The organism is Reyranella aquatilis, from assembly GCF_020880995.1.
GTDB lineage: Bacteria > Pseudomonadota > Alphaproteobacteria > Reyranellales > Reyranellaceae > Reyranella > Reyranella aquatilis.
The window spans coordinates 805,289-818,655 of record NZ_JAJISD010000001.1 but is presented as its reverse complement, the minus strand read 5'-3'; the positions used below and the strand labels follow the sequence as shown (position 1 = coordinate 818,655).

Below are 13,367 nucleotides of genomic sequence, written 5' to 3'. Positions count from 1 at the left end.
GCTTTCCGTCAGGATCAGAGTAGGCGCAGGAAAATCAGGACCATGGCCCCATAGGCCGCCAGGAGGAGAGCTGCGCCCTGGAGACCGACCCACCGTTCGCGGCCCGTCGCCGGCCGCAGCCACCAGCGGAAATGGCCGGCGACCCAGGGAACCAGGGCCCCTGTGATGACGACACTGACCACGTTCCCGAGGAAGAGCGACACGGCAAAGGGGAGATGGAACATGCGGTCGAAGACGGGGGTGCCGACGAAGACGCCGAACAGCATGACGACCGGGTACAGCATGAGGAGGACGAGCATGTTCATCTTCCAAGCTGGTAGCGACGCGCCCGCAGCGTCGTCGTCGCGGAACCATTGCTCGAACCCGGAGCTGGCGATACGGGAGTGGAATTCCTCGGTGAGGGGCGCGGCTTCCGCGACCAGCGCCTTGCGGACGGGCGAGTCCAACCACGCCTTGAGGTTGGTCTCGGTGTCGAACCGCAGGATGGCGACGTAGTCCTCCTGGATCCCCGGCACGGGTGGCTCGAACCGGTAGCCTTGGAGGCCCGGCGCCTTCGACTGGGCCGCCGCGATCTTGTGCTCCCAGGCTCGATAGGCGGCTTCGTGGCCGGGCTTCACCCGCGTGGAAATGATGGCCGAGACTGGCGCCGGCTTGATGCCGCTGGTTTCGTCCTGGACGATGTGGACGTCGTCCCGGCCGACCAGCATGGGGGCGGCGCCGGTGATGCGCTTCTGCCGCTCGGGCGAACCCAGCCAGCGCTGGGCATCGGCGAGCGTGGCGAAGCGCTGCAGGATCACCCAGTCCACCTGCAGCGGCGGATCCGGCGGCAGGAGGCGCTGCTCGATGAAGCCGGGGAAGTCATGGATGAGGCTGCTGGTCTCGCCCTGCCAGCGTGCGAAGTCTTCGGCGCACTCGGGTCGCACGCAGGTCTGCGTCACGATGCTGATGCTGCGCGCCGAAGTCGCCGTGCTCGTGCTCATGGCTTTTCCGCGAGCTCCGCGAAGATCCTGTCCGGCGTGAAGGGCAGATGGGCGAAGCGGATGCCGGTGGCGTCCGCGAGAGCATTCGCGACCGCGGGGGCGACCGGGTTGATGCCGCATTCGCCCTGGGATTTGGCGCCGAGCGGCCCGATCGAATCGACCGTGTCGGCGAAGAAGATGTCGGTGTGGGGGGTGTCGGCGTAGGCCGGGATGCGATAGTTGCGAAGCTGCGGGTTCACCATGTGGCCGGCCTCGTGAACCATGTTCTCGGTGAGGGCCCAGCCGTATCCCATCGCCACCGCCCCGTCGAGCTGGCCGCGGCACTGCATCGGATTGATCGGCCTGCCGATGTCGGCGGCGTGCACGCTGTGCAGGATGCGGATCTCCCCGGTGACGCGATGGACCGCGAGCCGTACGCCCTGCACGTTGAAGGCGATCGTGCGCGGCGACAGGTAGGCCTTGCGGCTTACCGCGAAGTGATGATCGGTCTTCGCCCCGGCGGCGTGCAGAGCATCGAGCGGGATCCGCTTGTCGCCGCAGACCACCGCATCGTTCTCCAGGCGACATTGCACCGGATCCATTCCGGTATGGCGCGATGCGAAGGCCAGGATGTCGTCGCGCATCGCCTCCGCAGCAATATGGACCGCCTTGCCGGCCACGACCGTGCCCGTGCTGGCGAATGTGCCGGTATCGTAGGGCGTACGGTCCGTGTCGGCATTGATGATCGCGATGTCGGTGGCGCGCACGCCGAGGACGGCGGCGGCCATCTGCTTGTGCGCGGTGGTGATGCCGTTGCCCATCTCCGACGAGCCGACGGCCAGATGATAGGTCCCGTCGGCCAGAAGCCGCATCTCCGCGCCGGAGCGATGCTCGGTGGGCGGGCCGCATTCCAGCATGGCCAGCGCCACGCCCGTGCCCTCCGCCCAATGGTCTCCGCCCGGCTTCGCGACGCCGTTGCCCTTGGCCAGCTCGCGCTCGACGATCTCCAGGCACTCCAGAATGCCGTAGCTGCCGAAGCTGGCATCGCTCGGCTCCTGCCAGATCGATTCGATGTTGTCGCCGGGGCGAACGACGTTCCTGCGGCGCATCTCCATCGGATCGATCGCGAGAAGGCGTGCCAGTTCGTCGATGGCGCATTCGATGGCGAAGGTCGTCTGGGACGCGCCGTAGCCGCGAAAGCCGCCGCCCGGCACCATGTTGGTGTAGACCGCGTAACCCGCGCCCCGCTTGTTATCGCAGCGATAGGCGGCGATCGGGCTGCCCATGGCCGCCGCCAGGGTCTCACTTCCGTGATTGCCGTAGGCGCCGGTATTGGAGACGACCCGCACGTCCATGGCGGTCAGCGTACCGTCCTTGCGGGCGCCAAGCTTGACGTGCGTGGTCATCTGATGTCGCGTCGTGCCGCCCAGGAACTCGTCCTCGCGCGTCCATTCCCATTTGACCGGTCGGCCGAGCTTCATGGCGGCGAACAGGACGAGATCCTCCGAGATCATTTCCTGCTTGCCGCCGAAGCCGCCGCCGACTCGCTCGGTGAACACGTGGAGGTCGCGGGCCTTGAGGCCCATCAGGTAGCAGAGCTTCTTCTGGGCGGCGAACGGCCCCTGCGAACTGGTCCGCACGTGCCAGCGATTGTCCTCGCCCCGCCAGGCGATCGACCCGTGGGTCTCCAGATGCACGTGCTGCACGCGCGACGTCGAGTAGGTCAGCTCGTGAATCGCATGCGCCTCCTCGAATCCCCGCGCGATGTTTCCAATCTCTCCCTTCAGGTCGCAGTAGACGTTGCCTTCCTTGGTGAGCACATCCTTGTCGTGGAGCAGGGGAGCCCCCGGTTCCATCGCCTCCACCGGATCGAAGACTGCAGGCAGCACTTCGTACTCGACATGGATCGCCCGGCACCCGGCTTCCGCTGCGCCCTCGCTCTCGGCGACCACGGCGGCAACGCGCTGTCCGGCGAAGCGGGCGACGTTGTCCAGCATGTAGGTATCGTCGGGATCGACCAGGTGATCCTCGTGGAGCGCCGTACTGTAGAGCCGGCGCGGCACGTCTTCCCACGTATAAACGGCGACCACGCCCGGTACGGCGAGTGCTGCGGTCCTGTCGATGCCGACGATGCGGGCATGGGCGTGAGGCGACCGCAGCACCTTGAGGTGAAGCATGCCGGGCATTGCCACGTCCATCGTGTACCGTGCCTTGCCGGTCAGGATGTCGTCGGTGAAGGGATTGGGCAGGCTGGCGCCGCACGCCTTGCCCGCGACGTCCGACTCGATGTTGCACTTGCCGTTCAGCGCATCCGTGATCGAGCGATAGCCGGTGCAGCGGCAGAGGTTGCCCTTAAGCGCATGTGGCAGGTCGGCCTTCTGATTCGCGCCCATGCTCGCGACCGTCATCACCATGCCGGCGGCACAATAGCCGCACTGGAAGGCCTGGGCGTCGTGGAAGGCCTTCTGGACCGGGTGCATCTCCCCGGAGGAAGCGAGCCCCTCGATGGTCGTGACCTTGCGCCCTTCGGCGCGAAACGCGGGCACGAGGCAGGAATGGAAGGGCTTGCCATCAATCCACACGGTGCAGGCGCCGCAGTCGCCCGCGTCGCAGCCCTTCTTGACACCGAAGACCTCGAGGTCGCGGAGGAAGGTGCGGAGGCATTGCCCGGGTTTGGGCTCCGCCGCGAAGAGGTGCCCGTTGATTTCGTATCTGCTCATGCGAGCTCCGCGCGGATCTGTTCGGCGAAGTAGGCGGTGACGTGCTGCTTGTAGGCGGCCGAGCCATGAACGTCCTGAAAGTAGCCGTCGGCCGGCAATCTCTCGTCGATGGCGTGGCGTAGCTCGGCCGCCGTCGGAATGCGCTCGAACCGCAGATGGATGGGCCGGGGTGTCGATGCGGTGATGGTCAGCAGGAAATCCCGTCCGTCGTCGTCGACGGTCGCGACGATCAGGGCGGCCGACTGGCCAAGACGGGTCAGGGACATCTGGCGCATGGCGTATCGCTTGGCAAGCGCCGTCGCCGGCAGATGGATCGAGCGCAACAGTTCTCCCGGCTGCAGGACATTCCTGTGGTTGCCGGTGACGAAGTCGACGATCGGAACCGTCCGGGGGGCACCGTCTCGCGGCCACAGCGTGCAGACGCCTTCGAGGGCGGCCGTCAGGGAGATCATCGCGCCGGCCGGCAGCGACATCACGATGTTTCCGCCGATCGTGGCGGCGTTCCATATCTTGAAGGACATCAGAAACGCATCGATGCAGTCGCGAAAGAGAGGCACCGCCTTCCATTCGGGCGGACCCTTGAAGGCATGCAGGTCGGCCACCCGGCAGGTGGCGGCGATCTCGAGCCCGTCCGGCGTTGCCGTGAGCGGAGTCCAGCCCAGCGAATCGAGGTCGATCAGCGTATCGGTCGCGATCTGCGGCTCGGAAAAGAGCCATGTCCCTCCCGCTAGCCACGCATAGCTGGGCCGCCATGAGCCGATCTCGTCGAGGGAGCCCGGCCGCCTGATCTTGGTGACGGTGTTTAGATTCATCGGACCATCATTCCTTGTAGACCTCGACGGTCTGCATCATGCCCATCTCTTCATGGTTCATCATGTGGCAGTGGAGCATGAAGATTCCGGTGTAGTCCAGAAACCGGGAGCGGAAGACGACACTGCCTCCCTTCCGCTCCACGATGACCGAATCCCGCCACAGCGGTTCCTTCTGCGGCACGCCGTTGATCTGCGTTACCTGAAACGGGTTGGTGTGGATGTGGAAGACGTGGTCGTCGTGCTCGTGGGTGTTGATGATCGTCCATTCCTCGACCGCGCCGAGCTTCACCCGCTGGTCTATGCGGTGGGGGTCGAAGGACTTGCCGTCGATCAGGAAACTGAATTCCTGCCAGTGGCCCGCCGCGTCGGCTTCCGGCGCGGTCGCCGACAGCACCAGCGTGCGGCCGCCGGTGAGTTCGCTGTCCTTGATATCCTCCAGCGGCGGCTTGGGCAGGCGTGCCGGCAGCTTCATCGGCATGGAGTCTCCGGAGACCACGACCCGTGCCAGTGGACCGACCGGGGAAGGATGACCCTGGTCATGGGGCAGCGCACGGAACTCGTACGTTCCGGGCGCACCGGCCTGCACCAGGATGTCGGCCCGCTGTCCGGGTGCGAACAGGAGCTTCTTCATCGACTGCATGTTGCGCACGGGAATGCCGTCGTATGCGATAACGTGGAGGTCGTGCCTCTCCAACTCCAGCATCATGTCGTCCTGGTATTGCGAGCCGATCAGCCGCCAGCGCTGCACCTCGCCCGGGCGCATGTCGATCGTCGGGCGCCGCTGGCCATTGATTGCGAGGAAGCGCGTCGCCGTCTCCGGAAACAGCGTGGAGAAATTCTCGATCATGCCGAAGGCGTCGAAGACCACCTGGGCCATCAGCATGACGCGCTCCCGTGCGGCGGTGATCTCCGGGACGTCGGCGAAGTCCCCCTCGACGATGATGGCACCGGACATGCCGCTCGCCATCTGCACATCTGCGCCGCCATGGTGATGCGGGTGATACCAGTAGGTGCCGCAGGTATGGTCCTTCGGCAGCGTGATCTCGATGTCGTACTTCTTGCCCGGTACCATCGAGCGCATGACATTGTCGGCGATGCCGCTCGGACTGCAGTGCGCGCCGTGGAAATGGAAGTTCGTATTGTTGAACTGGTGGGGGATCGCCATGTTCGCCGGCATGGGATCGCGATTCGGCGGAAAATCGTTCGTCAGCCGGATTTTCAGCGTCTCGCCCGGCTTCATCCGCAGGGTGGGGCCGAACGGCGCTCCTTCGTAGCTTCTCAGGTAGAGCCGCTGGCCGCCGATGTTCTTGTAGGCGTAGCGGCAGGCCAGCGTCGTTTGCAGCACGCCCTTGACTGACTGCCTCACCTCCGGCTCGACGAGCGGCTGATCCATGGCCGGCGGGGCCGGCTCGACGACCGGTCCGGGGTCCAGTCCCATGGCCGCATGGTCATGCGGGTGCGATGTCGGGCGGGGTTGCGCCTGCGTTTGCTGGAGCGGTGGAGGTGGTGGCGCGGGATGCTGATGTTGTGCTTCCGCCCCGCGCGAGAGGATCAAAGTGGCGCCCAGGGCGGTCCCGCCGTTCAGCAGGTATCGCCTCGGCAAGCCCGTCGCGGACGAACGGGAGGGTCCGCGCCCATCCTGTCGTGATTTGCTATCCATTCATGCCCCCAAGCGAATTTGCGAAGACCGGCGCCCCTTCGACGACCGGGTTGCCGTACCCGCGCTGCCTCATCCGATAACCTGTGTTGCGCGAGCGGCGAGCGATTCGGGTATGGCCAGCCCGAGGGCGCGTGCCGTGGCGCGGTTGATGATCAGTTCGACTTTCGTCGTCTGGTCGAACGGCATGACGGCCGGCTTCTCGCTCTTCAGGATCCTCGCGACGTACTGGCCTGCATGCCGGAAGCCCTCGGCATAGCTCTCGCCGTAGCTCATGAGGCCGCCGGCATTCGGGAAGGCTTCCTGGATGAAGATGGCCGGCAGCTTCGCGCGAAGCGTGCGAACGGCCAGCCCGGCGATGGTGGCGTCGTCGTCGAAGAAGGGGTGGGCGGCTATGTCGAGCGCGCCGATCTTCCGGTCGACTATTGCCGTCATCGCTGCATCGATCTCGGCGCGACTGTCGACCTTGAAGGGCACGAGTTGCCGCCCCAACGCGCGCGCCGCAGCATCGACGTTGGCGGTCTGCTGCTCGGTCACGGCATTGGAATGAGCGGGGCCTGTCCGTAGGTAGCCGATTGTCCTGACCTGAGGGGCCATCGTCGTCAGCAACCTGACGCGCTCGGCGGCGTACTGACCGGGGAAGATCACCCCTGTGATGTTGCCGCCGGGCCGCTCCAGGCTTGTAGCAAGTCCGAGTTCGACCGGATCGGAGCCGAAGGCGAGAACGATCGGGATGGTCGAGGTTGCGCTCTTTGCAGCCACCGCGGCGGCCGAACCGCCCCCGACGACGATGACGGCAGGGCGCAGCGCAACCAGCTCGGCCGCCAGAGCTGGCAGACGGCTGAAGTCGTTTTCGGCCCAGCGATAGTCGAATGTCACGTTCTGCCCGTCGACGAAGCCCGCCTGCCTCAAACCTTCCTTGATGCCGACGACCGCGCCGGCATCCCCATCCCGTTTGTTGCCGTGCAGGAACGCGATTCTCGGCACGGACCGGGATTGGGCTCGTGTCGCCTGCGGCCACGCGGTTGCCGCGATGAAAGGGGAGGCGAGGAGCAGTCTTCGTTTCACGGGAGCATCTCCATGGGCGGGCAATTCACCGGCTAGAAAAGCACCGTGAGCCGCATCGTCGTCGCCAGCGCGCCCGGCAGGTCGGGCGCCAACGCGGGCGTCGGGATGTAGGTGACGGTGGGTTGCAGGAAGGTCGAGGCGAACAGATGCGCCTGGTAGTACGCCTGGACCATGACCTCACTCGGTCTCTGGAACAGGAGCTGGTTCATCCGGGACAGTCCCGCGCCAATGCCGAAGGAATCCTGGGCACGCCGTGGAATCAGGCCGAAGAAGGTGGCGCCGATGCCGTAGTACTGAGTGATCGGCAGTGTGACTGAGGCGTTCGCGCCGAACTGGAAGAACACCGAGATGGATGAGTCGGGTGCAGCTGAATGGACGGCGCGAACGATGCGCTGCGATCCGAACAGATAAAAGCCACCGGTGCCGTTTTCGGTGACACCCTGGACGGCCAGCTCACCGGTTTGCCGCCATAGGCCGATGCCCAATTGGCCAGGATGGCCGCCAGGGCCGATCTGCCAGTCGACCCCGACCTCGGCAATATTGAACCAGTATCCGTTGAACTGGGGCGGGCTGACGCCGGTCTGGACGCCGCGCGCGCGGTTGCCGTCGTAGACGCCAATGTTGAGGTAGAAAGAGGAACTCGGCGTGAAGTTCACGGTCACGCCATTGCCTGGATTGTGGTAGCCCATCATGGCGCCGATCATCGATGCATTGACGAAGATCGGGGTCCACAACAGGCCACTGACGGCCGGGATGTTCTGGTTGGCGTCGGACATGACGACGGGCCGCAGGACATTGCCGAAGTCGTACGTCGGGATCGTCCGGCCCATCCGGATGGAGAGCACCTCCTTGATCATTTCCTGGAGATAGTAGGCCTCCAGCAGCTCCGTACGGCTGTAGGGGGTGTGGCCGACGATACCGTTGTAGCCGGCGACGCTGCCGGCCTGTTCGTTCGTGTCCGCGCCATTGAACTGGAGGAACTGAAAGCCGAAGGAGGCTCCGCGCCATCCGACCAGCTTGTTTGCGTCAATGGCGAGGCCGAGGAAGAACGCCTGGTTGTTGGTCCAGCCGCCAGGCACCGAGCCGCCCGCGACCACGAGGTTGGTGTCGGCCAGCCAAAGGCCGCCGAGTTTCAGGCCCCAGTCGTCCTTCAGGCCGAGTTGCCGGCCGAGCCAGCCCGTGCCGACGACCGAATAATCCGTTGCGGAGGGATTGCCGCTGATTGCTGGCGAGGCCTGCGCATGCGCTCGTCCTGCCGAGATTGATAGGGCAAGGCCAATGACCATGAGGGCCAAGGCGACCAGCCGAGTACCTTCCGACGGGCGATGCACATCGACTGCACTGGAAGCGCCCTGCCGGCGAAATTCCTTTTGGGACGGGCCCACCTTGAATTGCATTTGCTGAACTCGCGCTCGCGCAACCAAGCTTTCACTGGCATTATTGCAGTGGGGAAAGAGCGTGCGGTATTGCCGTACGTCTCAATCGGTATGGTGGATGCTTGACCCGGCGTCTCAGGAACACGGTCGTCTTGTCGACCTGACGACAGACAATGTCGCTGCACGCGACCGGTTCGGTTACTGGCGCGACGCCGTTCTGCGCCGTACCAGACCCGAGGCCGTGCCAGCCACAGGCCCGTTCACCGCGCGCCTGCGACGCATCGTTCTTCCTGACGTCGAACTCATCGAACATGCGTCCGAAAGCATCGTCTCAGGTCGCGCGTCGGGACGCACGCGCTTCGAGGGGGGTGATGACATCGCAATCGAATTGATGCGCAGAGGTACGTCCAATCTCACCCACAATGGCGAGCATCGGCTTAAGGCCGGCGACATGTGGCTGGTCGACTACGCGCTGCCCTTTCGAACCGAACGCTCGCGACACAGGGCCTGCGGCGTCGTGCTCTCGCGCCGTAGCGTGAAAGAGGTGTTCGGAGCAGATCTTTCGAGGCTGGGCGGGCATCGCCTGTACGCACGTGGGCTCGGCGCGGTGGTACGTGCGCACATGACCGTCGCGCTGGATGAGGCTCCCTACATGTCCACCGAGCAGCGCATCGGCGCGGTAAGGACGCTGGCCGATATGATGTTGGTGGTGCTGCAGAACATGCGTTTCGGGGCCGCTGATCCCGATCAGTTGGGCGAGGGGCTCTACCGGTCCGCGTTGGCCGTCATAGAACTGCACTGTGCCGATCCGGACCTGTCGCCGGAGCGGATCGCACTCATGGTCGGCTGCTCGCGCGCATCTCTCTATCGACTCTTTGCCATCCGCGACCAGGGTGTCGCGGAAGCCATCTGGCAGGCCCGTCTGGAGCGCGTGCATCGGGAACTGAGCACCGCCGCAGGGGTGGGAATGACGATCGGCGAACTGGCGCTGCAGTGCGGCTTCTCGGATTTGTCGTCGTTCGGCCGCATGTTCAAGCGGCGGTACGGTATCGGTCCGCAAGAGGCCCGCCGCGCCGGGTTGGAGGCGGGTGCTCGTTCGACGCCACGGGCTCGGGCCGCCGCCGGCGCAGGCAGGTTCACTTCGTCAGAATGAGCTTCTCGGAAGCCGTCACGCGCAGCCGGTAGGTGCTGGCGCCGTGGCGGATGAGGAGTTCGCGGCGGCCGGCCATGAGCTGGCTGCTATCGACGCTGGACGCATCGCGCTCCGGCTTCACCCGGGAGGACTCACCGGTGGAATGCAGCATCATCGTCTGGTCCATCTTCGCCTCGCTTGGTTAGTTGCAAGTCACTCGCATTTGCAAATAAAGAACACGTCTTGTCAACACCGAAGCGACGATCGTAACGCCGCCTTCCTCAGCGTTGCGAGAAAGCGGGGAGCTGGTGCGCCGTGATCGGAGGAGCCGGCCCATCGAAGCGCTCGATCTCGACCAGGCAGGTCTGCGCGATGCAGCCCTGGCTGAGCTTCGACGACCCGATGTCGAGCGTCAGGGCGTTCGGGTTGCCGTGCTTCTCCAGTGGCGTGTTGGAGCCGGAGTCCTGCGGATCGAACCAGGCGCCGGTGGACAGCCGCACGACGCCGCGCCGGATGCGATCAGACAGCCGCGCGGAGGCGAGGCAGGCGCCGCGGTCGTTGAAGACGCGCAGCAGGTCGCCGTCGGCGATGCCGCGCGCGGCGGCGTCTTCCGGATGCATCGTGACCGGCTGGCGGCCCTTCACCTTGGTGGCCTTGGCGTGCGGGCTGTGGTCGAGCTGGCTATGCAGCTTGTCGGTCGGCTGGTCCGACAGCATGTGCAGCGGATAGCGCTTGGCCGTCCTGGAGCCCAGCCACTCGATGGGCTCCATCCACACGGCGTGGCCGGGGCAGTCGTCGTAGCCGAACGAAGCGATCTTCTCCGAGAAGATCTCTATCTTGCCGGAGGGCGTCTTGAGCGGATTCGCGGCCGGATCGGCGCGGAACTTCGCCAGCATCACCGGCTCGGTGTTGGGGCCGGGCACCTTGGCGATGCCGGCTTCCCAGAAGGCATCGAATGGCGGCAGGTCCACACCCATGCGAGCCGACTTCTGGCGGCCTTCCTCATACATGTGGGTCAGCCACTGCATGGCATCCCGGCCTTCGGTGTAGACGTCGTCGGCGCCGAGGCGGCGGGTGATCTCCGAGAAGATCCAGTAGTCGTCGCGCGCCTCGCCGATCGGCTCGCGCGCCTTCTTCATGGCGATCAGGAAGGGCTCGCGCCGCGCGTAGCCGATGTCGTCGCGCTCGAGGCCTGTCGTAGCGGGCAGCACGATGTCGGCCATCTTCGCCGCCGGCGTCCAGAACTGCTCGTTGAAGATGATCGTCTCGGGCTTCGCCCAGGCCATCCGGAGTCGGTTGAGATCCTGATGGTGATGGAACGGATTGCCGCCCGCCCAGTAGATCAGCTTGATGTCGGGATAGGTGAGCTCCTTCCCGTTGTAGTGAACCTTGCCGCCGGGATTGAGCAGCATGTCGGTGAAGCGCGCGACGGGGATGAAGTCGGGGACCTGGTTGGTGCCCTGCGACAGCGTCGGACCGGCGAGCAACGGCGCGTCGCTGCCCATGCCATTGGTCGGGCCGTAGCTGGCGCCGAACCCGCCGCCCGGCAGGCCGATCTGGCCCAGCATGCAGGCGAGCGTCACCAGTGCCCAGAAAGGCTGCTCGCCGTGATGCGAGCGCTGCAGCGACCAGTTGATGTTGACCGTCGTGCGGGTCGCCGCCATTTCACGCGCCAGGGCGCGGATGCGCACGGCGGAGATGCCCGTGATCTTCTCGGCCCATTCCGGCGTCTTGTCCGCCAGAGACGGCGCGAACCTGTCGAAGCCCACCGTGCAGCGGTCGAGGAAGTCACGGTCGTAGAGCTTCTCGGTGTAGAGCACGTGGCAGAGCGCCAGGATCATGGCCGCGTCGGTATTGGGCCTGATCGGCAGCCATTCGATGTCGCCGCCGGTGTCGAGATCCTCGGCGGTCGGCGTGATGTTGATGAAGCGTACGCCCTTGGCGCGCATGCCGTAGAGCCCGTCCTTGAGGCGGTGCACCATCGCGCCGCCGGCGCTGATCTGGGCGTTCTTGTGCGGCGCGCCGCCGAAGGTGACGAACAGCCTGCAGTGGTCTGCCAGCACGTCCCAGGTCGTGTGCATGGCCATCAGGTCTTCCATGCTGGCCAGGATGTGCGGCATGAGCACGCGCGCCGCACCCAGGCTGTAGGAATCCTGGTGGCGGACATAGCCGCCCAGCGCATTCAGGAAGCGATGGACCTGGCTCTGTGCATGATGGAATCGGCCCGCGCTCGACCAGCCGTAGGAGCCGCCGAAGATTGCGCGATTCGAGTATGCGTGCTTCACGCGCTTCAGCTCGGCAGACACCATGTCGAGCGCCTCGTCCCACGGCACTTCGACGAAGGGCTCCTGGCCGCGCTTGTCGCTGTTCGATCCGGGGCCGTGCTCGAGCCAGCTCTTGCGGAAGGAGGGGCGCCGTACGCGCATCCGCGCAACCTCGTCGGACAGCATGTGCAGGCCGATCGGCGATGGATCTGGATCCTTCGAGAAGGGATGGAGTTTCGTCGCCTGGCCCTTGTCGTCGTATTCGACTTCGTAGACGCCCCAGTGGGCGGCGGTCAGGGTGCGCTGATGGATCATGGAACGCTCACGCTGCTTTCTTGGCGATGCTCAGGAAGCGGTCGACGGTCGTCTGTTCGGTGTCGAAGGCCGTGACGAGGCGGTACGCCCGCTCGCCCGGCCGGTCCGAAGGCCAGGGATGATACTGCGCCCCCGCGGCCTGGAGCGCATCATGCATGCGCGGCGGCAGGATGACGAAGATCTCGTTGGCGTCGACCGGGTAGAGCAGCTGCGTCCCCTTGAGCGTCGTCAGGCCTGCCACCAGGCGGCGCGCCATGGCATTGGCGTGATTGGCGTTGGCGAGCCAGAGACCGTCGGTCAGGTAGGCTTCGAGCTGGGCCGACAGGAAGCGCATCTTGGAAAACAGGTGCCCGGAACGCTTGCGGCGGAACTCGAACTCGCGCGCGAGGTCGGGGTCGAAGAAGACGACGGCCTCGGCGGCGAGCGCGCCGTTCTTCGTTGCGCCGAGGCTGAGGACGTCGACGCCGGCCATCCAGGACAGTTCGGCAGCCGAGCAGCCGACGAAGGCGAGGGCGTTGGCGAAGCGTGCGCCGTCCATGTGCAGCTTGAGGCCGTGGCGATGCGCCGTCGTGGCGATCGAGGCCACTTCGTCGGGATCGTAGACGGTGCCGCACTCGGTGGCCTGCGTGATGCTGACGGCCGCCGGCTGCGGGTGGTGGACGACGCCGTACACCGGCTGGGCCAGTGCCTCGGCCAGCTTCTTCTGGTCGATTTTTCCAGCCGGTCCGGGAATCGTCGAAAGCTTGGCGCCCGAGGTGAAGAATTCCGGAGCGTTGGCCTCGTCGACGACGATGTGGGCCTCGGCGTGGCAATAGACCGATCCCCAGGACGGGGTGCAGCAGGAGAGGGCCAGCGAGTTGGCGGCCGTGCCGGTCGCGACGGGAAAGGCCACGAGGTCGGGCTTTTCGAAAATGTCGCGCAGCCGCCGCTCGACCCGGTGTGTCCACTCGTCGGCGCCATAGGACGGCGCGGTACTGCCGCCGGAGAAAGCCTTCGTGACCGCTTCGAGAATCCCGGGGTGCGCGCCGACTTCGTTATCGCTGCGGAAATTCATTCCTTGTCCT

10 protein-coding genes are annotated in these 13,367 nt (G+C 65.6%); 1 reads left to right on the top strand and 9 read right to left on the bottom strand.

Annotated elements, in window-relative coordinates; all coding sequences use genetic code 11:
* Positions 1 to 14: 14 nt before the first annotated feature.
* The 6 genes from LJ725_RS03995 to LJ725_RS03970 form a co-directional block, all read right to left on the bottom strand.
* A complete protein-coding gene (locus LJ725_RS03995) occupies positions 15 to 980 on the bottom strand; it encodes an antibiotic biosynthesis monooxygenase (protein ID WP_230549317.1) in 966 nt (321 codons plus the stop codon).
* On the bottom strand, positions 977 to 3,679 hold the full coding sequence (locus tag LJ725_RS03990) for a molybdopterin-dependent oxidoreductase (RefSeq protein ID WP_230549316.1): 2,703 nt from the start codon (positions 3,677 to 3,679) through the stop codon (positions 977 to 979). The genes LJ725_RS03995 and LJ725_RS03990 overlap by 4 nt, the downstream gene beginning before the upstream one ends.
* Positions 3,676 to 4,491 (bottom strand): FAD binding domain-containing protein, encoded by an 816-nt coding sequence (locus LJ725_RS03985; RefSeq protein WP_230549315.1) that lies wholly within the window; start codon positions 4,489 to 4,491, stop codon positions 3,676 to 3,678. Before LJ725_RS03985 ends, LJ725_RS03990 begins: the two co-directional genes overlap by 4 nt.
* Positions 4,492 to 4,498: 7 nt before the next feature.
* Positions 4,499 to 6,046 (bottom strand): multicopper oxidase family protein, encoded by a 1,548-nt coding sequence (locus tag LJ725_RS03980; RefSeq protein ID WP_230549314.1) that lies wholly within the window; start codon positions 6,044 to 6,046, stop codon positions 4,499 to 4,501.
* Positions 6,047 to 6,220: 174 nt separating this feature from the next.
* Complete coding sequence (locus tag LJ725_RS03975) at positions 6,221 to 7,135, bottom strand: ABC transporter substrate-binding protein (RefSeq protein ID WP_230549313.1); 915 nt, start codon at positions 7,133 to 7,135, stop codon at positions 6,221 to 6,223.
* 113 nt (positions 7,136 to 7,248) lie between these two features.
* Complete coding sequence (locus LJ725_RS03970) at positions 7,249 to 8,613, bottom strand: carbohydrate porin (protein ID WP_230549312.1); 1,365 nt, start codon at positions 8,611 to 8,613, stop codon at positions 7,249 to 7,251.
* Positions 8,614 to 8,710: 97 nt separating this feature from the next.
* Here LJ725_RS03970 and LJ725_RS03965 point away from each other — a divergent pair, with 97 nt between their 5' ends.
* The gene (locus tag LJ725_RS03965) at positions 8,711 to 9,745 is read left to right on the top strand and encodes a helix-turn-helix domain-containing protein (protein ID WP_230549311.1); all 1,035 of its coding nucleotides are present in this window, start codon (positions 8,711 to 8,713) and stop codon (positions 9,743 to 9,745) included.
* On the opposite strand, the gene hemP is transcribed toward LJ725_RS03965, so the two are convergent.
* The 3 genes from hemP to LJ725_RS03950 form a co-directional block, all read right to left on the bottom strand.
* Positions 9,729 to 9,911 (bottom strand): hemin uptake protein HemP, encoded by a 183-nt coding sequence (gene hemP / locus LJ725_RS03960; protein ID WP_230549310.1) that lies wholly within the window; start codon positions 9,909 to 9,911, stop codon positions 9,729 to 9,731. The genes LJ725_RS03965 and hemP overlap by 17 nt on opposite strands.
* Positions 9,912 to 10,005: 94 nt before the next feature.
* Complete coding sequence (locus LJ725_RS03955; RefSeq protein ID WP_230549309.1) at positions 10,006 to 12,303, bottom strand: molybdopterin-dependent oxidoreductase; 2,298 nt, start codon at positions 12,301 to 12,303, stop codon at positions 10,006 to 10,008.
* A 7-nt stretch (positions 12,304 to 12,310) separates the two neighbouring features.
* On the bottom strand, positions 12,311 to 13,357 hold the full coding sequence (locus tag LJ725_RS03950; RefSeq protein ID WP_230549308.1) for a threonine aldolase family protein: 1,047 nt from the start codon (positions 13,355 to 13,357) through the stop codon (positions 12,311 to 12,313).
* Positions 13,358 to 13,367: the final 10 nt, after the last annotated feature.

Excerpts from the sequence above, each read along its gene's own strand:
- LJ725_RS03990 (WP_230549316.1), bottom strand. The coding sequence starts at position 3,679 with ATGAGCAGATACGAAATCAACGGGCACCTCTTCGCGGCGGAGCCCAAA.
- LJ725_RS03965 (WP_230549311.1), top strand. The coding sequence starts at position 8,711 with ATGCTTGACCCGGCGTCTCAGGAACACGGTCGTCTTGTCGACCTGACG.
- LJ725_RS03950 (WP_230549308.1), bottom strand. The coding sequence starts at position 13,357 with ATGAATTTCCGCAGCGATAACGAAGTCGGCGCGCACCCCGGGATTCTC.
- LJ725_RS03955 (WP_230549309.1), bottom strand. The coding sequence starts at position 12,303 with ATGATCCATCAGCGCACCCTGACCGCCGCCCACTGGGGCGTCTACGAA.
- hemP (WP_230549310.1), bottom strand. The coding sequence starts at position 9,911 with ATGGACCAGACGATGATGCTGCATTCCACCGGTGAGTCCTCCCGGGTG.
- LJ725_RS03970 (WP_230549312.1), bottom strand. The coding sequence starts at position 8,613 with ATGCAATTCAAGGTGGGCCCGTCCCAAAAGGAATTTCGCCGGCAGGGC.
- LJ725_RS03995 (WP_230549317.1), bottom strand. The coding sequence starts at position 980 with ATGAGCACGAGCACGGCGACTTCGGCGCGCAGCATCAGCATCGTGACG.
- LJ725_RS03985 (WP_230549315.1), bottom strand. The coding sequence starts at position 4,491 with ATGAATCTAAACACCGTCACCAAGATCAGGCGGCCGGGCTCCCTCGAC.